27 protein-coding genes are annotated in these 15953 nt (G+C 67.7%); all 27 read right to left on the bottom strand.

Annotated features, from left to right (window positions below; genetic code table 11):
* Nucleotides 1–68: 68 nt before the first annotated feature.
* The 27 genes from infA to tuf all read right to left on the bottom strand — a co-directional run bounded on the left by infA (nucleotide 69) and on the right by tuf (nucleotide 15890).
* Nucleotides 69–290, bottom strand: a complete 222-nt coding sequence (infA, locus tag V6V47_RS21415; RefSeq protein WP_007073013.1) for a translation initiation factor IF-1 — start codon at nucleotides 288–290, stop codon at nucleotides 69–71.
* Nucleotides 291–626: 336 nt separating this feature from the next.
* Entirely contained in the window at nucleotides 627–1199 is a 573-nt protein-coding gene (locus V6V47_RS21420) for a DUF1707 SHOCT-like domain-containing protein (RefSeq protein WP_334630094.1), read from the bottom strand.
* Nucleotides 1200–1525: 326 nt separating this feature from the next.
* Entirely contained in the window at nucleotides 1526–2377 is an 852-nt protein-coding gene (gene map / locus V6V47_RS21425; protein WP_334630095.1) for a type I methionyl aminopeptidase, read from the bottom strand.
* Nucleotides 2378–2464: 87 nt separating this feature from the next.
* Nucleotides 2465–3118, bottom strand: a complete 654-nt coding sequence (locus V6V47_RS21430; RefSeq protein WP_334630096.1) for an adenylate kinase — start codon at nucleotides 3116–3118, stop codon at nucleotides 2465–2467.
* On the bottom strand, nucleotides 3119–4447 hold the full coding sequence (gene secY / locus V6V47_RS21435; RefSeq protein WP_334630097.1) for a preprotein translocase subunit SecY: 1329 nt from the start codon (nucleotides 4445–4447) through the stop codon (nucleotides 3119–3121).
* Between the two features lie 233 nt (nucleotides 4448–4680).
* Nucleotides 4681–5124, bottom strand: coding sequence for a 50S ribosomal protein L15 (gene rplO, locus V6V47_RS21440; RefSeq protein ID WP_334630098.1), 444 nt, complete (start codon nucleotides 5122–5124; stop codon nucleotides 4681–4683).
* Entirely contained in the window at nucleotides 5124–5306 is a 183-nt protein-coding gene (rpmD, locus tag V6V47_RS21445) for a 50S ribosomal protein L30 (protein ID WP_334630099.1), read from the bottom strand. The genes rplO and rpmD overlap by 1 nt, the downstream gene beginning before the upstream one ends.
* Nucleotides 5306–5920: a 30S ribosomal protein S5 gene (rpsE, locus tag V6V47_RS21450; protein WP_334630100.1), complete on the bottom strand. Its 615-nt coding sequence runs from the start codon at nucleotides 5918–5920 to the stop codon at nucleotides 5306–5308. The genes rpmD and rpsE overlap by 1 nt, the downstream gene beginning before the upstream one ends.
* Before the next feature lie 33 nt (nucleotides 5921–5953).
* A complete protein-coding gene (rplR, locus tag V6V47_RS21455; RefSeq protein WP_334630101.1) occupies nucleotides 5954–6343 on the bottom strand; it encodes a 50S ribosomal protein L18 in 390 nt (129 codons plus the stop codon).
* On the bottom strand, nucleotides 6340–6882 hold the full coding sequence (rplF, locus tag V6V47_RS21460; protein WP_334630102.1) for a 50S ribosomal protein L6: 543 nt from the start codon (nucleotides 6880–6882) through the stop codon (nucleotides 6340–6342). The genes rplR and rplF overlap by 4 nt, the downstream gene beginning before the upstream one ends.
* 16 nt (nucleotides 6883–6898) lie before the next feature.
* Nucleotides 6899–7306: a 30S ribosomal protein S8 gene (gene rpsH / locus V6V47_RS21465; protein WP_007465270.1), complete on the bottom strand. Its 408-nt coding sequence runs from the start codon at nucleotides 7304–7306 to the stop codon at nucleotides 6899–6901.
* A 115-nt stretch (nucleotides 7307–7421) separates the two neighbouring features.
* Nucleotides 7422–7607, bottom strand: a complete 186-nt coding sequence (locus V6V47_RS21470) for a type Z 30S ribosomal protein S14 (protein WP_007465272.1) — start codon at nucleotides 7605–7607, stop codon at nucleotides 7422–7424.
* A gap of 1 nt (nucleotide 7608) precedes the next feature.
* Complete coding sequence (gene rplE / locus V6V47_RS21475) at nucleotides 7609–8175, bottom strand: 50S ribosomal protein L5 (protein WP_334630103.1); 567 nt, start codon at nucleotides 8173–8175, stop codon at nucleotides 7609–7611.
* Nucleotides 8175–8495, bottom strand: coding sequence for a 50S ribosomal protein L24 (gene rplX / locus V6V47_RS21480; protein ID WP_334630104.1), 321 nt, complete (start codon nucleotides 8493–8495; stop codon nucleotides 8175–8177). The genes rplE and rplX overlap by 1 nt, the downstream gene beginning before the upstream one ends.
* On the bottom strand, nucleotides 8492–8860 hold the full coding sequence (gene rplN, locus V6V47_RS21485; RefSeq protein WP_007465279.1) for a 50S ribosomal protein L14: 369 nt from the start codon (nucleotides 8858–8860) through the stop codon (nucleotides 8492–8494). The genes rplX and rplN overlap by 4 nt, the downstream gene beginning before the upstream one ends.
* Before the next feature lie 97 nt (nucleotides 8861–8957).
* Nucleotides 8958–9236, bottom strand: a complete 279-nt coding sequence (gene rpsQ / locus V6V47_RS21490; protein ID WP_334630105.1) for a 30S ribosomal protein S17 — start codon at nucleotides 9234–9236, stop codon at nucleotides 8958–8960.
* A complete protein-coding gene (gene rpmC, locus V6V47_RS21495; RefSeq protein ID WP_007465283.1) occupies nucleotides 9233–9469 on the bottom strand; it encodes a 50S ribosomal protein L29 in 237 nt (78 codons plus the stop codon). Before rpmC ends, rpsQ begins: the two co-directional genes overlap by 4 nt.
* Entirely contained in the window at nucleotides 9469–9894 is a 426-nt protein-coding gene (gene rplP / locus V6V47_RS21500; RefSeq protein ID WP_007465292.1) for a 50S ribosomal protein L16, read from the bottom strand. Before rplP ends, rpmC begins: the two co-directional genes overlap by 1 nt.
* A gap of 3 nt (nucleotides 9895–9897) precedes the next feature.
* Complete coding sequence (gene rpsC / locus V6V47_RS21505; protein WP_210914129.1) at nucleotides 9898–10770, bottom strand: 30S ribosomal protein S3; 873 nt, start codon at nucleotides 10768–10770, stop codon at nucleotides 9898–9900.
* Entirely contained in the window at nucleotides 10770–11228 is a 459-nt protein-coding gene (gene rplV / locus V6V47_RS21510) for a 50S ribosomal protein L22 (RefSeq protein WP_334630106.1), read from the bottom strand. The genes rpsC and rplV overlap by 1 nt, the downstream gene beginning before the upstream one ends.
* A 41-nt stretch (nucleotides 11229–11269) precedes the next feature.
* On the bottom strand, nucleotides 11270–11551 hold the full coding sequence (rpsS, locus tag V6V47_RS21515; RefSeq protein ID WP_326561093.1) for a 30S ribosomal protein S19: 282 nt from the start codon (nucleotides 11549–11551) through the stop codon (nucleotides 11270–11272).
* Nucleotides 11552–11563: 12 nt separating this feature from the next.
* Entirely contained in the window at nucleotides 11564–12403 is an 840-nt protein-coding gene (gene rplB, locus V6V47_RS21520) for a 50S ribosomal protein L2 (RefSeq protein ID WP_030329891.1), read from the bottom strand.
* A gap of 12 nt (nucleotides 12404–12415) precedes the next feature.
* Nucleotides 12416–12718: a 50S ribosomal protein L23 gene (rplW, locus tag V6V47_RS21525; RefSeq protein ID WP_007465304.1), complete on the bottom strand. Its 303-nt coding sequence runs from the start codon at nucleotides 12716–12718 to the stop codon at nucleotides 12416–12418.
* The gene (gene rplD, locus V6V47_RS21530; protein ID WP_334630107.1) at nucleotides 12715–13365 is read right to left on the bottom strand and encodes a 50S ribosomal protein L4; all 651 of its coding nucleotides are present in this window, start codon (nucleotides 13363–13365) and stop codon (nucleotides 12715–12717) included. Before rplD ends, rplW begins: the two co-directional genes overlap by 4 nt.
* Nucleotides 13362–14027 (bottom strand): 50S ribosomal protein L3, encoded by a 666-nt coding sequence (rplC, locus tag V6V47_RS21535; RefSeq protein ID WP_334630108.1) that lies wholly within the window; start codon nucleotides 14025–14027, stop codon nucleotides 13362–13364. The genes rplD and rplC overlap by 4 nt, the downstream gene beginning before the upstream one ends.
* 11 nt (nucleotides 14028–14038) lie before the next feature.
* Nucleotides 14039–14347 carry a 30S ribosomal protein S10 gene (gene rpsJ / locus V6V47_RS21540; RefSeq protein WP_007073037.1) on the bottom strand — a complete coding sequence of 103 codons (309 nt, stop codon included), beginning with the start codon at nucleotides 14345–14347 and terminating at the stop codon, nucleotides 14039–14041.
* Nucleotides 14348–14696: 349 nt separating this feature from the next.
* A complete protein-coding gene (tuf, locus tag V6V47_RS21545; protein WP_334630109.1) occupies nucleotides 14697–15890 on the bottom strand; it encodes an elongation factor Tu in 1194 nt (397 codons plus the stop codon).
* Between the last annotated feature and the right edge of the window lie 63 nt (nucleotides 15891–15953).

Below are 15953 nucleotides of genomic sequence, written 5' to 3' on the forward strand. Positions count from 1 at the left end.
CCGGAGACGCGCGAGGCGCGACACCGGACGTCGAAGACGGACACGGGACTTCCCGGCCGCCGTCAGGACTACTTGTAGCGGTAGACGATGCGCCCGCGGGTCAGGTCGTACGGCGAGAGCTCGACGACGACCCGGTCCTCCGGCAGGATGCGGATGTAGTGCTGCCGCATCTTGCCACTGATGTGAGCCAGCACCTTGTGGCCGTTCGCGAGCTCCACCCGGAACATGGCGTTCGGCAGGGGCTCGATGACCCGACCCTCGATCTCAATGGCTCCGTCTTTTTTCGGCATGTCCTCCGCTGTCCTGACGTCGATTGCTCCGGGCGGCCCACAACGCCTTACACGGGATCTGATCAAGATCAGGGACCCGCGCCAGCCGCGGCTCCAGCACCCACCGAAGCGCAGGGTGGGCATGCCGGAGTGGACGCTGTGCGCCGATCAGAAAGTGTACGCCCGCGTGCGGGCGCTCGCCAAACCGGCCACCCATGGTGCCGCCGTGTCGGGCGACAACCGTACGTCAGGACCGCTTCCCCGCGATCATCTCGATCCCGGAACTAGTGGCATCCGGCTCGCATCGAGGCCACTAATTCCAGGATCACGCCGGTGGGGCACCCGGTCGACCCCGAGCTAGTCGTGCCGTTCGTCCGGTCCCTCGGTGCCCAATTCGCGACGGCGGGCCCGCCTGGCCTGCTTGCGCTGCCGCCAGCGCTCCCGATCGACCGCTTGGCGGCGGGGCTCTCCCCCGGCCAGCCCGGTGATCGTGCGGACCACCAACACCGCTCCCCACGGCCCGGCCACCCAGATCGGCCAGAAGTAGAGCAGGTGCCAGCTGAGCAGTGAGGTCACCCCCCAGATGGTCACCACGATGGCGATCACCCGCAGGTACGGCAGCCACACCTCCGCCAGCCAGGAGGCGGCACCGGCAGCCGTCGGCCCGGACTGGGCGTCTGCGGCGCCGGCCAGGGTCCCGGAACCGGGTGGTGTGACCGGTGCCACCGTCGAGCGCTGCGCGGGCGCCACCGGCGGCAGGTCACCGAGCAGAGCGTCCAGCTCGGCGTACGTGCGCGCGGCGTAGGCCCGCTGCAACCGCTCGTCGTACTCGTGCAGGTCCAGACGGCCCTCACCGAGGGCCGTCCGCAACCGGTCGGCCACCGCCTCGCGGTCTGCGTCCGCGGCTCGCATCCCGTCGCGCCCGTCCATGCCGGCAAGCATGCCACCGCGACGCCATCCGCGTCCGACCCGGTCCTGCCGCCTCGAACACCGCGGTGTCCGTCAGTCCGAACAGCGCCGCCCGTGCGGGAGTCCACCGTAGGCACGGGCCAGGGCGCGACCGACATCGCCAACCGCTCTGCCGGCCGGGCCAGCGGCACGGTCGAGGCGACGGATCGTCCACGGACCGGCTCGGGGTGCGGCCGAGACCATCGCCCCGCAGCGCGGCTCAGGCCGGGGCGCCGGCGAGGCGGCCGGCTGCCGCGCGGCTCAGACCAGGGGTCCGCTCAACGCGGCGGGCTGCCGCGCGGCTCGAGTCAGGGTGCCGACGAGGCGGCGGGCTGCCGCGCGGTTACCAGGTCGCCGAGCCGTGCCCGGCCGCCGTCGAACGCGGTGAGCACCCACACGCCGTCCGCCAGCAGCGCCATCGAGTGCTCGACGTGCGCCGCGACCGAACCGTCCCGGGTGACCACCGTCCAGCCGTCTGCCAGCTCCACCGTGCGCGGGGACGCCATGGTGATCATGGGTTCGATGGCCAGCGCCAGGCCGGGAACCAGCCGAGGGCCCTTGCCCGGCCGCCCGTGGTTGAGCACGTGCGGGTCCTGGTGCATCTCGGTGCCGATGCCGTGGCCACCGTAGCCGTCGACGATGCCGTACCGGCCGCCCTTACGGACCGCGCTCTCCACCGCGTACGAGATGTCGGTGAGCCGCCCCTTGCCGCTGGCCGCCCCACGCGCGGCGGCGGCGATGCCGGCCCACATCGCGTCCTCGGCCACCTCGGCCATCTTGAGCAGAGCCGGGTCGACGTCGCCGACGCCGACGGTGATGGCCGAGTCGCCGTGCCACCCGTCCAGCACCGCGCCGCAGTCGATCGAGATCAGGTCGCCGTCACGCAGCACCTGCCCCGGCGAGGGGATGGCGTGCACGATCTGCTCGTTGACCGATGAGCAGATCGACGCCGGGAAGCCGTGGTAGCCCTTGAACGACGGGACGCCGCCCGCATCGCGGATGGTCGACTCGGCGATGGCGTCCAGATCGGCGGTGCTGACGCCGGGGGCCACCGCCTCACGCATCCGGCGCAGCGCCTCGGCCACCACCAGTCCGGCGGCCCGCATCTTCTCGATCTGGTCAGGGGTCTTCAGCTGGATGTCCAGCTGGGGACGACGCATGGAGCAATTACCTTTCGTGGCCGTTCAGCGGGGCACGTCTCGCGTACCCCGCTGTTCGCACTCTATCCGCCGTGAGCCGACGGGACCTCAGCCGCCGTACGACCGCAGCGCGTCGATGGCCCGGACGGTGACGTCCTCCACCGGGCCGGTGGCGTCGATGCCCACCAGCTTGTTCTGGGCCCCGTAGTAGTCGACCAGCGGGGCGGTCTTCTCGCTGTATTCCCGCAAACGGGTGGCGATCGTCTCCGGCTTGTCGTCGTCGCGCTGGAACAGCTCGGCGCCGCACCGGTCACAGATGCCGTCCCGATTGGTGGCATCGAACTCGACGTGCCAGATCTTGCCGCAGCCCCGGCAGGTCCGCCGGCCCGAGAGCCGGCGGATCACCTCGTCGTCGTCGACCACGAGCTCCAGGACCAGGTCCAGAGCGGTGCCCAGGTCGGCGAGGAGCTTGTCCAGAGCGGCGGCCTGCGGAGTGGTCCGCGGGAAGCCGTCAAGCAGGAAGCCCTCGCTGGCGTCGGGCTCGGCCAGCCGGTCCCGGACCATGTTGATGGTCACCTCGTCCGGAACCAGCTCGCCAGCGTCCATGTACCGCTTTGCCTCGACGCCCAGCGGGGTGCCCTGGGAGACGTTCGACCGGAAGATGTCCCCGGTCGAGATCTTGGGTACCGACAGGTGCGCGGCGATGAACTCGGCCTGAGTGCCCTTGCCCGCGCCAGGTGGGCCAACCAGAACGAGTCTCATCTACCGCAGGAACCCTTCGTAGTTCCGCTGCATGAGTTGGCTCTCGATCTGCTTCACGGTCTCCAGACCGACGCCGACCATGATGAGCACAGCGGTGCCGCCGAACGGGAAGTTCTGGTACTGCTGGCTGTCCAGCCAGATGAAGAAGAAGTTCGGCAGGATCGAGATGATGCCGAGGTAGAGCGCGCCCGGCAGGGTGATCCGACTGAGGATGAAGTCCAGGTAGTCGGCGGTCGGCTTGCCCGGGCGGATGCCCGGCACGAACCCGCCGTACTTCTTCATGTTGTCCGCGACCTCGGTCGGGTTGAACGTGATCGAGACGTAGAAGTACGTGAAGAAGATGATCAGCAGGAAGTAGACCGAGATGTAGATCGGGCTGGCCGGAGCGACCAGGTTGTCCCGGATCCACGTCACGGTCTTGCCGGCGTCGTTCTGGTCGAAGAACTGCAGGGCCAACTGCGGCAGGTAGAGCAGGGACGAGCCGAAGATGACCGGGATCACACCCGCCTGGTTGACCTTGAGGGGGATGTAGGTCGAGGTGCCGCCGTACATCCGCCGGCCGATCATCCGCTTGGCGTACTGCACAGGGATCCGGCGCTGCGCCTGCTCGATGAAGGTGACCGCGGTGATGACCACCAGGACCAGCGCGATGACCAGGGCGAACATGTCCCAGCCCTTGCTGGTCTTGATCTGCCAGCCCTCGCCGGGCAGCCGGGCCGCGATCGAGGTGAAGATCAGCACGGACATGCCGTTGCCGACGCCCCGGTCGGTGATCAGCTCACCGAGCCACATGACGATGCCGGTGCCGGCGGTCATCGTCATCACCAGGACGGTCAGGGTCAGCCAGTCCGGGATGCCGGTGTTCTCGGGGATGATCGGGAACTGGTCGCAGCGGTTCTGGAAGAGCTGACCCGAGCGGGCCAGCGCCACGAACGCCGAGGCCTGCAGCACACCGAGACCCAGGGTCAGGTAGCGGGTGTACTGGGTGATCTTCGCCTGGCCGGCCTGGCCCTCCTTGCGGAGCTGCTCGAGCCGGGGGATCACGACGGTCAGCAGCTGCAAGATGATCGACGCGGTGATGTAGGGCATGATGCCCAGCGCGAAGACCGAGAGCTGCAGCAGCGCTCCGCCGGAGAAGAGGTTGAGCAGGTTCACCACCCCGGTGGTGTCACCCTGGATGGTGTCGAGGCACTTCTGCACGTTGCCGTATGAGACGCCCGGGCTGGGGAGCGTTGCACCCAGCCGGTAGACCGCGATGATGCCTACTGTGAACAGCAGCTTCTTGCGCAGGTCAGGCGTACGGAACGCACTGAGAAAGGCGGACAGCAACTTCTTCCTCCTGCGCGAGGCGGGCCGCCGGTGATCCCTGGCGGGTCGGGGTGGATCTCGGGCGAGCGCCCGGAATCCATGGCTGGGAAGGGACTCTAACAGCCCTCTCCCGGTCCGGGCAGGTGCGCCCGGCTACATAAACCGAATCCGATATTACTGGGCGCATACGTCCCAGGTAGACCATGGCGCCCGCCAGTTGCTCACAACTGGACGGGCGCCATGGGTCGTACGCCTTACAGCTCGGTGACAGAGCCACCGGCGGCGGCGATCTTCTCCTTGGCCGACGCGCTGAACGCGTGCGCCGACACCTGGAGCGCCACCCCGCCGAGATCCCCGGTGCCGAGGACCTTGACCGGGTGGCCCTTGCGGACCGCGCCGGACTCGATCAGCTCCAGCGGGCCAACCTGGCCGCCGTTCGGGAACAGCTCGGCGAGCCGGTCCAGGTTGACAACCTGGAAGACCACCTTGAACTTGTTCTTGAAGCCCTTCATCTTCGGAAGGCGCATGTGGATGGGCATCTGCCCACCCTCGAACGCCGCCGAGATGTTCTTGCGGGCCTTGGAACCCTTGGTACCGCGACCGGCGGTCTTGCCCTTGGAACCCTCACCGCGACCCACACGGGTCTTCGCGGTCTTGGAACCCGGTGCCGGGCGCAGGTGGTGCACCTTGATCGTCATTACTCGACCTCCTCGACCTTCACGAGGTGGTTCACAACGAAGATCATGCCGCGGATCTCGGGCCGGTCCTCCTTGACCACCACGTCATTGATCCGCTTGAGACCGAGCGAACGCAGCGACTCGCGCTGGTTCTGCTTGGTCCCGATCCCGGACCGGAGCTGGGTGACCTTCAGACGTGCCATCAGGACGCCACCCCCGCACGCGACGCCAGCATGGCGGCCGGCGCGACGTCCTCCACCGGCAGGCCACGACGCGCCGCGACCTGCTCGGGGGACTCAAGCCCCTTCAGGGCCGCCACGGTGGCGTGCACGATGTTGATCGGGTTCGACGAGCCGAGGCTCTTGGAGAGCACGTCGTGGATGCCGGCGCACTCGAGCACGGCACGCACCGGACCACCGGCGATGACACCCGTACCGGCCGAGGCCGGCTTGAGCAGCACGACGCCGGCGGCGGCCTCACCCGTGATCGGGTGCGGGATCGAGGCGCCGATACGCGGCACCTTGAAGAAGTGCTTCTTGGCCTCCTCGACACCCTTGGCGATGGCCGCGGGCACCTCCTTGGCCTTTCCGTAGCCCACGCCGACCGTGCCGTCGCCGTCGCCCACGATCACCAGGGCGGTGAAGCTGAAGCGACGACCACCCTTCACGACCTTGGCGACGCGGTTGATTGCGACGACCCGCTCAAGGTGCGGGGTCTTCTCGACGGGCGCGTTTCCACGGCCGCCCTCACGGCGGTTGTCGCGGCGACCACCCTCGTTGCCACCGGACCCGCCGCCACGGCGCTGTTGACCTGGCATCAGCAGCCTTCCTTCTCTCTCGTGACGGGGTTGTTAGAACTCGAGCCCGGCTTCGCGGGCAGCGTCGGCAAGCGCGGCGACTCGCCCCGCGTACCGGTTGCCACCACGGTCGAAGACGACCTTGGAGATACCGGCGGCCTTGGCCCGCTCGGCGAGCAGTGCGCCGACCTTGCCGGCCAGGGCGCTCTTGTCGCCCTCGGCACCGCGCAGCGAGGCGTCCAGGGTCGACGCCGACGCCAGGGTGTGGCCCTTGGTGTCGTCGACGATCTGGGCGACCATGTGCCGCAGGGAACGGGTGACGACCAAACGCGGGCGCTCGGACGTGCCGCTGATGTTCTTGCGGACCCGGAAGTGCCGACGCGCACGCCCAATGGCGCGCTTGGCGGCAACGCCGCGGCGGCGCTTGAGCAGCGTGGCGCTCACTTCTTACCTGCCTTTCCAGCCTTGCGGCGGATGACCTCGCCCTGGTACTTGACGCCCTTGCCCTTGTAGGGCTCCGGCGGGCGGATCTTCCGGATGTTGGCGGCAACCTCGCCGACCTGCTGCTTGTCGATCCCCGCCACGTGGAACAGCGTCGGCCGCTCCACCGTGAAGGTGATGCCTTCCGGCGCGGCGACAACCACGGGGTGCGAGAACCCGAGTGCGAACTCGAGGTCCTTGCCCTTGGCGGTGACCCGGTAACCGGTGCCGGCGATCTCCAGGCTCTTGCGGTAGCCCTCGGTGACCCCGACGATCATGTTGGCAACCAGCGTACGGCTCAGGCCGTGCAGTTCCTTGGCCTTGCGCTCGTCGTTCGGCCGGTTGACGCTCAGCTCGCCACCATCAGCCTGCTCGATCGTGATCGGCTCGGCGAGGATGTGCTGGAGCTGGCCCTTCGGGCCCTTGACCTTGACGGTCTGCCCGTCAATCGTGATGTCGACGCCGGCTGGCACCGGGATCGACTTACGTCCAATTCGCGACATTTCTACCTGTCTCCCGTTACCAGACGAAGGCGAGGACTTCCCCGCCAACACTCCGCTTGCGGGCCTGCCGGTCGGTGAGCAGCCCCTGGGACGTCGAAATGATCGCCACGCCCAGCCCGCCGAGCACCCGCGGGAGCCCGTCCGACTTGGCGTAAACCCGGAGACCGGGCTTGGACACGCGCTTGATGCCGGCCAGGCTCCGCTCGCGGTTCTGGCCGTACTTCAGCTCGACGACCAGTCGCTTGCCGACGGCACCCTCCTCGGGCTCCTCGACCGACCAGGTGGCGATGTAGCCCTCGGCCTTCAGGACCTCGGCGATGTTCGCCTTGATCTTGGAGTAGGGCATCTTCACCTGGTCGTGGTACGCCTGGTTGGCGTTACGCAGACGCGTGAGCATGTCTGCGATCGGGTCGGTCATCGTCATGGATTTCGTCAGCCTTTCTCGCCGGGGTTCCCGGGGCATCAGCCCCGGGCCTACGGCGAAGAGCAATACCTAATCGGTGCAGGAGTTCCCGGCCGACGGCCGGGACGCGGTCGCCCTACCAGGAAGCCTTGGACACGCCCGGCAGCTCACCGCGGTGGGCCATCTCCCGGATGCAGACCCGGCAGAGACCGAACTTGCGGTAGACCGCCTTCGGACGCCCGCACCGCTGGCAGCGGGTGTACGCGCGAACCGAGAACTTCGGCTTCGCGGCCGCTTTGATGATCAGCGCCTTCTTGGCCATCTCAGTTCTCCTTGAACGGGAAGCCCAGGAGCTTGAGCAGCGCCCGGCCCTCGTCGTCGGTCGTGGCGGTGGTGACCACCGTGATGTCCATGCCCCGCTGGCGATCGATCCGGTCCTGGTCGATCTCGTGGAACACCGACTGCTCGGTCAGACCGAACGTGTAGTTGCCGTGCCCGTCGAGCTTGCGCCCGTCCAGACCGCGGAAGTCGCGGATACGCGGCAGCGAGATGGACAGCAGCCGGTCCAGGAACTCCCACATCCGGTCGCCGCGGAGGGTCACCTTCGCGCCGATCGGCATGCCCTCGCGGAGCTTGAACTGCGCGATGGACTTGGTCGCCCGCCGCACCTGCGGCTTCTGGCCGGTGATCGTGGCGAGGTCGCGGACCGCGCCGTCGATCAGCTTGGCGTCGCGAGCAGCCTCGCCGACACCCATGTTGACGACGATCTTGACCAGCCGCGGCACCTGCATGGGGTTGCCGTAGCTGTTCTGCTCGCGCAGCTGGGCCACGATCTCGTTGCGGTACCGCTCCTTGAGGCGCGGCAGGGTCTTTTCGGTAGCCGTGGTCATCACAGGTCCTTACCGGTGCTACGCGCGATGCGGACCTTCTGGCCGTTGTCGTCGAACCGGTAACCGACGCGGGTCGGCTTGCCGTCGGAGTCCAGGACCTGCACGTTCGAGACGTGGATCGGGGCCTCCTGAGTGACGATGCCGCCGGTCTTGGCGCCACGCTGGGTGGTGCTGATTCGGGTGTGCTTCTTGACCCGGTTCACGCCCTCGACCAGGACCTTGTCCTGCCGCGGGTAGGCCTGAATGACCTTGCCCTTGGCACCCTTGTCCTTGCCGGCGATGATGACGACCGTGTCGCCCTTCTTGACCTTCACGGTCACAACACCTCCGGCGCGAGGGAAATAATCTTCATGAACCGCTTGTCCCGCAGCTCCCGGCCCACCGGGCCGAAGATACGGGTACCGCGCGGGTCCCCGCCGTCCTTGATGATGACGGCGGCGTTCTCGTCGAAGCGGATGTACGAGCCGTCCGGACGTCGCCTCTCCTTGGCGGTGCGAACGACGACCGCCTTGACGACGTCGCCCTTCTTGACACCGGCACCCGGGATCGCGTCCTTGACGGTGGCCACGATGACGTCGCCGATGCTCGCGTAGCGCCGACCGGAGCCACCGAGAACCCGGATGCACAGGATCTCCCGAGCACCCGTGTTGTCGGCGACGCGCAGTCGCGACTCCTGCTGAATCACGTCTATCTCCTATGTCTGCCGGTTCTCCGGCCGCCGTAGCGGCCGGAGCCTGGCGGAACCTACGCCCGACGCAACGCCGGGCGAGCTCGAGCCTTCGCTACTTGGCCTTTTCCTGGATCTCCACGATCCGCCAACGCTTGGTGGCGCTCAGCGGCCGGGTCTCCATGATCAGGACCCGGTCGCCGATGCCGGCGGCGTTCTGCTCGTCGTGCACCTTCAGCTTGCGCGTACGACGCATGATCTTGCCGTACAGCGCGTGCTTGACCCGGTCCTCGACCTCGACCACGACGGTCTTGTCCATCTTGTCGCTGACCACCAGGCCCTCACGGACCTTGCGGCGCGCCCGCTCGGTGGCGGTGGTGGTGTTCTCGGTCATGATGCAGTCACCTCAGTCGGCGCGGCCGAGAGCCCCAGCTCGCGCTCGCGCATGATCGTGTAGATCCGGGCGATCTCCCGACGGATGACCTGCAGCCGCCGGTTGTTGTCCAGCTGCCCGGTTGCGGCCTGCACGCGGAGGTTGAACAGCTCCGCCTTGGCCTCCCGCAGCTTCGTGACCAGCTCCTCCTCGGAGAGCTCACGCAGCTCGGTCGCCTTAACGCCCGCTGCCATCAGGATTCACCCACTTCGCGCGTAACAATGCGGCACTTCATCGGGAGCTTGTGAATCGCGCGACGCATCGCCTCTCGCGCGATCTGCTCGTTGGGGAAGGACATCTCGAAGAGAACCCGCCCCGGCTTGACGTTCGCGACCCACCACTCGGGCGAGCCCTTACCGGAACCCATCCGGGTCTCGGCCGGCTTCTTGGTGAGGGCCTGGTCCGGGAAGATCGTGATCCAGACCTTGCCACCACGCTTGATGTGACGGGTCATCGCGATACGCGCCGACTCGATCTGCCGGTTGGTCACGTACGCGGGCTCGAGAGCCTGGATCCCGAACTCGCCGAACACCACCCGGTTGCCGCCCTTGGACGCGCCACTGCGGTCCGGGTGGTGCGGCTTGCGGAAGCCCTTCGGGGGCTTGCGCGGCATCAGCATCTGTCAGCCCTCCTGCTGCGTTTCTGCCGGAGCGGAAGCCGTGGCGGCGACAGCTGCGCTGTCAACCGGCTCGCCGCTCGGCGTCTCGGCCTGCTGCGCGATGGTCGTCGCGGCAGCCCGGCCGGCCTCAGTGCCACCAGCCGTCGTGCCGGACGAACCCGACCGGCCACGGCGCGGACGCTCGGGACGGTCGCCACGCTCACCACGACGCGGGCGGGACGGACCGGCCTCGGCCGGAGCCTCCCGGCCCGGAACCGCGTCACCCTTGTAGATCCAGACCTTCACGCCGATCCGGCCGAAGGTGGTACGGGCCTCGAAGAAGCCGTACTCGATGTTGGCCCGAAGCGTGTGCAGCGGAACCCGGCCCTCGCGGTAGAACTCGGTCCGGCTCATCTCGGCGCCGCCGAGACGACCCGAGACCTGAACCCGGATGCCCTTGCAGACCGGGTTCTTCATCGCCGACTGCATGGCCTTACGCATCGCCCGACGGAAGCTGACCCGGCTCGACAGCTGCTCGGCCACGCCCTGCGCGACGAGCTGTGCGTCCGACTCGGGGTTCTTCACCTCGATGATGTTCAGCTGGACCTGCTTGCCGGTGAGCTTCTCGAGCTCGCCGCGGATCCGGTCGGCCTCCGCACCCTTACGGCCGATGACGATGCCCGGCCGGGCGGTGTGGATGTCGACCCGGACCCGGTCGCGGGTGCGCTCGATGTCGACCTTGGAGATGCCGGCACGCTCGAGGCCCTTGGACATCATCCGGCGGATCTTGACATCCTCGCCGATGTAGTCCTTGTAGAGCTTGTCGGCAAACCAGCGGGACTTCCAGTCGGTCGAGATGCCGAGCCGGAATCCAGTGGGGTGAACCTTCTGACCCATTACTCGGCGCCTTCCGTCTTGCTCTCCGCTTCGGCCGGTGCGGCCTGCGTCGCCGGGGCGGCCTTCTTCGCCGCGGCCTTCTTCGGCGCTGCCGGCGCGACCGCCTCGACCGCCACGGTGATGTGGCAGGTGCGCTTGCGGATCCGGAACGCCCGACCCTGAGCCCGCGGCTGGAACCGCTTCATGGTCGGACCCTCGTCCACGAACGCCTCGCTGACGAGCAGCGCGTCAGGGTCCAGCCGCTCGTTGTTCTCCGCGTTGGCGATCGCGCTAGCGAGCACCTTGTACACCTGCTCGCTCGCAGCCTGCGGCGCGAACTGCAGCACCGTGAGAGCCTCCTTCGCGGGCAGGCCGCGGACGAGGTTGACCACCCGGCGCGCCTTCATCGGCGAGATGCGCACGTGCCGCGCAACCGCCCGCGCGCCCGGAAGCACCGGAGCGTCGCCCTTTCCTGGCATCGCTGTAACCCCTTGTTCCCTCTATCCGTATGCCCGCGGCGTCAGCGCCGACGGCTCTTCCGGTCGTCCTTCTCGTGACCCTTGAACGTGCGGGTCAGCGCGAACTCGCCGAGCTTGTGCCCGACCATCGCCTCGGTCACGAACACCGGGACGTGCTTGCGTCCGTCGTGCACCGCGATCGTGTGCCCGAGCATGTCCGGGATGATCATCGATCGCCGCGACCAGGTCTTGATCACGTTCTTGGAGCCCTTGTCGTTCTGGACTTCCACCTTCTTGAGCAGGTGGTCGTCGACGAACGGGCCCTTCTTCAGGCTGCGAGGCATGTCTTATCTCCCTCAGCCGCGCTTACGCGTGGCGTAGCGGCGGCGAACGATCAGCCGGTCACTCGGCTGGCCCTTACGGCGGGTGCGGCCCTCGGGCTTACCCTGCGGGTTAACCGGGTGGCGACCACCGGAGGTCTTACCCTCACCACCACCGTGCGGGTGGTCGACCGGGTTCATGGCGACACCACGGACGGTCGGGCGCTTGCCCTTCCACCGCATACGGCCGGCCTTGCCCCAGTTGATGTTCGACTGGTCGGCGTTGCCGATCTCGCCGATGCTCGCGCGGCACCGCACGTCCACCCGCCGGATCTCGCCGGACGGCATACGCAGGGTCGCGTACGCGCCCTCACGGCCGAGCAGCTGGATGCCGACGCCGGCGGAACGGGCCAGCTTGGCCCCGCCACCCGGACGCAGCTCCACGTTGTGAATCGTGGTACCGACCGGGATGTTGCGCAGCGGCAGGTTGTTACCCGGCTTGATGTCGGCGCCCGGGCCGGACTCGACGCGGTCGCCCTGCTTCATGTCCTTCGGCGCGATGATGTATCGCTTCTCGCCGTCGGCGTAGTGCAGCAGCGCGATGCGCGCGGTGCGGTTCGGGTCGTACTCGATGTGCGCGACCTTCGCCGGCACGCCGTCCTTGTCGACCCGCTTGAAGTCGATCAGACGGTACTGGCGCTTGTGCCCGCCACCGTGGTGCCGCGTGGTGATCCGGCCGTGGGCGTTACGCCCGCCCTTCTTCGGCAACGGAGCCAGCAGCGACTTCTCCGGCGTGGACCGGGTGATCTCGGCGAAGTCGGCAACGCTGGAGCCACGTCGGCCCGGCGTCGTCGGCTTGTACTTACGGATAGCCATTGTCTACACCCCTCAGCTGACCGGGCCGCCGAAGGCCTCGATGCGGTCACCGTCAGCCAGCTTCACGATCGCCCGCTTGGTCGCCTTGCGCTGACCGAAACCGGTCTTGGTGCGCTTCCGCTTACCCTGGCGGTTGAGCGTGTTGACCGTCAGGACGCGGACGTTGAAGATCTGCTGGATAGCGATCTTGATCTCGGTCTTGTTCGCGTCCGGGTGCACCAGGAAGGTGTACCAGTTCCGGTTCAGCTCGCTGTAGCTCTTCTCCGAGACGACCGGCGCCACGATGATGTCGCGCGGGTCGGCGATCGTGCTCACTTGCCACCCTCCTCGGTGGTCTCGGCGGGAACGCCCAGGAACTCGTCCAGGGCGTCCTTGGTGAAGACCACATCGTCGGCCACCAGCACGTCGTACGTGTTGAGCTGGCCGGCCTCGATCAGGTGCACCCGCGGCTCATTGCGCAGCGACACCCAGTTCAGCTCGTCGGTGCTGCTCAGCACGACCAGGACCCGACGGGCCTCGGTGAGCTTGGTCAGCGTGGCCAGGGCCGCCTTGGTCGACGGCGTCTCGCCCGAGACGAAGGCCTCGACGACGTGCACCTGCCCGGCGCGGGCCCGGTCGGAGAGGGCGCCCCGCAGAGCGGCGGCCTTCATCTTCTTCGGGGTCCGCTGGCTGTAGTCGCGCGGCACGGGGCCGTGCACCACACCACCGCCGGCGAACTGCGGCGCGCGGATCGAGCCCTGCCGGGCGCGACCGGTGCCCTTCTGCTTGTACGGCTTCTTGCCGCCACCGGCGACCTCGCCGCGGGTCTTGGCCTTGTGCGTGCCCTGTCGGGCCGCCGCGAGCTGGGCCACCACGACCTGGTGCATCAGCGCGACGTTGGCTTGCACGTCGAAGATGTCAGCCGGCAGCTCGACGGAGCCGCTGGTGCTGCCTTCGACGGTGCGCACGTCAACGGTGGTCACTTGGCCGCACCGCCCTTCTTCACCTTGCTCTTGGCCGCGGTACGGACCAGAACCAGCGCACCCTTGGGGCCAGGAATGGCCCCGCGGACGAGCAGGAGGTTGTTCTCGGTGTCGACCGCCTGGACGGTGAGGTTCTGCACGGTGTAGCGCACGCCACCCATACGGCCGGCCATCCGGGTGCCCTTGAAGACACGACCCGGGGTGGCGCAGGCGCCGATGGAACCGGGCGAGCGGTGCTTACGCTCGACACCGTGGCCGGCACCCAGACCGTGGAAGCCGTGCCGCTTCATCGGGCCGGCGTAGCCCTTGCCCTTGGTCTTGCCGGTGACGTCGATGACGACGCCCGCCGGAAACTCGTCGACCGTGACCTCCTGGCCGAGCGAGTAGTCCGCAGCGTCCGTGGTGCGCAGCTCGACGATGTGCCGGCGCGGTGCCACGTCCGCCTTCGCGTAGTGCCCGCTGACCGGCTTCTTGACCTTGCGCGGGTCGATGACGCCGTACGCGAGCTGGACCGCGGAGTAACCGTCCTTCTCGGCGCTACGAACCTGGCTGATGACGCACGGGCCGGCCTCGACCACGGTCACGGGAACAACCTTGTTGTTGTCCCAGACCTGGGTCATGCCGAGCTTGGCGCCCAGGATCCCCTTGACTTGCCTGTCCATTTGTCCGGTCCCTACAGCTTGATCTCGATGTCGACGCCAGCCGGCAGGTCGAGGCGCATGAGCGAGTCGACCGTCTTCGGAGTCGGGTCGATGATGTCGATCAGCCGCTTGTGCGTGCGCATCTCGAAGTGCTCGCGCGAGTCCTTGTACTTGTGCGGCGAGCGGATAACGCAGAAACGGTTGATCTCCGTGGGCAGCGGCACCGGGCCCGCGACCTGCGCCCCGGTGCGCGTCACCGTCTCGACGATCTTCCGAGCCGAGGAGTCGACGACCTCGTGGTCATAGGCCTTGAGCCGGATGCGGATCTTCTGTCCCGCCATGGTGGCTTCTGTTCCTTCTCTCGATGCCGCTGTGTTGCGGGCGCCTGTACCGGCTGGTACAGGCCCACTTCGCCGACCCCCGCGGTCGGGCGTGTCGCGCCCTCGGGCCGGGCTCCGCCCCGGGACTCCGGAGCGGTGCTGACCGCACGGTGGGTCAAGACGCCGATCGCTACCGCGACCTGAACGCCGTGCGAGGGTGGTTGGCGACCTGCGCCGCCAACCACCCCACGCTCGACTGTCCCGTCACCCGGAGGTTCAGCGGAAGCCGAACACAGGCGACGAACTGTCGTTACGCAACCTGACTAGTATGCCGCACGACCGGCGGCGGGTCTAATCGGGGTTACCTTGGTCACTTAGAGATCTTGGTGACGAACCCGGCGCCGACGGTGCGGCCACCCTCGCGGATCGCGAACTTGAGGTTCTCCTCCATGGCGATGGGCTGGATCAGCTTCACCGACATGGTGGTGTTGTCACCCGGCATGACCATCTCGGTGCCCTCGGGGAGGGTGACGACACCGGTGACGTCAGTGGTCCGGAAGTAGAACTGCGGACGGTAGTTCTGGAAGAACGGGGTGTGGCGGCCACCCTCCTCCTTGGAGAGGATGTAGACCGTCGCCTCGAACTCCGTGTGCGGGGTGTTCGAGCCCGGCTTCACGACGACCATGCCACGCTCGACCTCGTCGCGCTTGGTGCCACGCAGCAGCAGGCCGACGTTCTCGCCTGCGCGAGCGTCGTCCAGGGTCTTCCGGAACATCTCGATCGCGGTGACCTTGGTCTTGAAGCTCTTCTCCTTGATACCGACGAGCTCAACATCCTCGTTCGGCAGGAGAACGCCGCGCTCCACACGACCGGTGACGACGGTGCCACGACCGGTGATCGTGAAGACGTCCTCAACCGGCATCAGGAACGGCTTGTCAACCTCGCGCTCCGGCTGCGGGATCGAGGTGTCGACCGCGGTCATCAGGTCCAGCAGCTTGCCGGTCCACTCGGGGTCACCCTCGAGGGCCTTCAGCGCCGAAACCCGAACGACCGGCAGGTCGTCACCCGGGTACTCCTGCGAGGAGAGCAGCTCACGGACCTCGAGCTCGACGAGCTCCAGGAGCTCCTCGTCATCGACCATGTCGCTCTTGTTGAGCGCCACGACGATGTACGGCACACCGACCTGACGGGCCAGCAGCACGTGCTCGCGGGTCTGCGGCATCGGGCCGTCGGTCGCCGCGACCACCAGGATCGCGCCGTCCATCTGCGCGGCACCGGTGATCATGTTCTTGATGTAGTCGGCGTGCCCAGGGCAGTCGACGTGCGCGTAGTGCCGCGACTCGGTCTGGTACTCGACGTGCGCGATCGAGATCGTGATGCCGCGGGCCTTCTCCTCCGGCGCCTTGTCGATCTCGTCGAACGGCGTGTAGGGGTTCAGGTCCGGGTACTGGTCGTGCAGGACCTTGGTGATGGCCGCCGTCAGCGTCGTCTTACCGTGGTCGATGTGACCAATGGTGCCGATGTTGACGTGCGGCTTAGTCCGCTCGAACTTAGCCTTCGCCACTGGTGTCCTCCTGTGGACTTCTTGGTTCGTACGCCCGGCGCGCCGGTCGGCGCTTAGGACTCT

This window comes from Micromonospora sp. CPCC 205539 (assembly GCF_036906815.1).
Taxonomy (GTDB): Bacteria; Actinomycetota; Actinomycetes; order Mycobacteriales; family Micromonosporaceae; genus Micromonospora.

Coding starts and splice junctions, on each gene's coding strand:
- rplC (WP_334630108.1), bottom strand. CDS start 14,027: ATGGACAGGCAAGTCAAGGGGATCCTGGGCGCCAAGCTCGGCATGACC.
- V6V47_RS21470 (WP_007465272.1), bottom strand. CDS start 7,607: ATGGCCAAGAAGGCGCTGATCATCAAAGCGGCCGCGAAGCCGAAGTTC.
- rpsH (WP_007465270.1), bottom strand. CDS start 7,306: ATGACGATGACCGACCCGATCGCAGACATGCTCACGCGTCTGCGTAAC.
- rplF (WP_334630102.1), bottom strand. CDS start 6,882: ATGTCGCGAATTGGACGTAAGTCGATCCCGGTGCCAGCCGGCGTCGAC.
- rpmD (WP_334630099.1), bottom strand. CDS start 5,306: ATGGCACGTCTGAAGGTCACCCAGCTCCGGTCCGGGATCGGGACCAAG.
- rplB (WP_030329891.1), bottom strand. CDS start 12,403: ATGGCTATCCGTAAGTACAAGCCGACGACGCCGGGCCGACGTGGCTCC.
- V6V47_RS21430 (WP_334630096.1), bottom strand. CDS start 3,118: ATGAGACTCGTTCTGGTTGGCCCACCTGGCGCGGGCAAGGGCACTCAG.
- rplP (WP_007465292.1), bottom strand. CDS start 9,894: ATGCTGATGCCGCGCAAGCCCCCGAAGGGCTTCCGCAAGCCGCACCAC.
- rpmC (WP_007465283.1), bottom strand. CDS start 9,469: ATGGCAGCGGGCGTTAAGGCGACCGAGCTGCGTGAGCTCTCCGAGGAG.
- rplV (WP_334630106.1), bottom strand. CDS start 11,228: ATGCCAGGAAAGGGCGACGCTCCGGTGCTTCCGGGCGCGCGGGCGGTT.
- rplE (WP_334630103.1), bottom strand. CDS start 8,175: ATGACCACGGCTACCGAAAAGACCCTGCCGCGCCTCAAGGAGCGGTAC.
- rpsC (WP_210914129.1), bottom strand. CDS start 10,770: ATGGGTCAGAAGGTTCACCCCACTGGATTCCGGCTCGGCATCTCGACC.
- rpsJ (WP_007073037.1), bottom strand. CDS start 14,347: ATGGCGGGACAGAAGATCCGCATCCGGCTCAAGGCCTATGACCACGAG.
- rpsQ (WP_334630105.1), bottom strand. CDS start 9,236: ATGACCGAGAACACCACCACCGCCACCGAGCGGGCGCGCCGCAAGGTC.
- infA (WP_007073013.1), bottom strand. CDS start 290: ATGCCGAAAAAAGACGGAGCCATTGAGATCGAGGGTCGGGTCATCGAG.
- map (WP_334630095.1), bottom strand. CDS start 2,377: ATGCGTCGTCCCCAGCTGGACATCCAGCTGAAGACCCCTGACCAGATC.
- rplO (WP_334630098.1), bottom strand. CDS start 5,124: ATGACGATCAAGGTGCACCACCTGCGCCCGGCACCGGGTTCCAAGACC.
- rpsS (WP_326561093.1), bottom strand. CDS start 11,551: ATGCCTCGCAGCCTGAAGAAGGGCCCGTTCGTCGACGACCACCTGCTC.
- rpsE (WP_334630100.1), bottom strand. CDS start 5,920: ATGCCAGGTCAACAGCGCCGTGGCGGCGGGTCCGGTGGCAACGAGGGT.
- V6V47_RS21420 (WP_334630094.1), bottom strand. CDS start 1,199: ATGGACGGGCGCGACGGGATGCGAGCCGCGGACGCAGACCGCGAGGCG.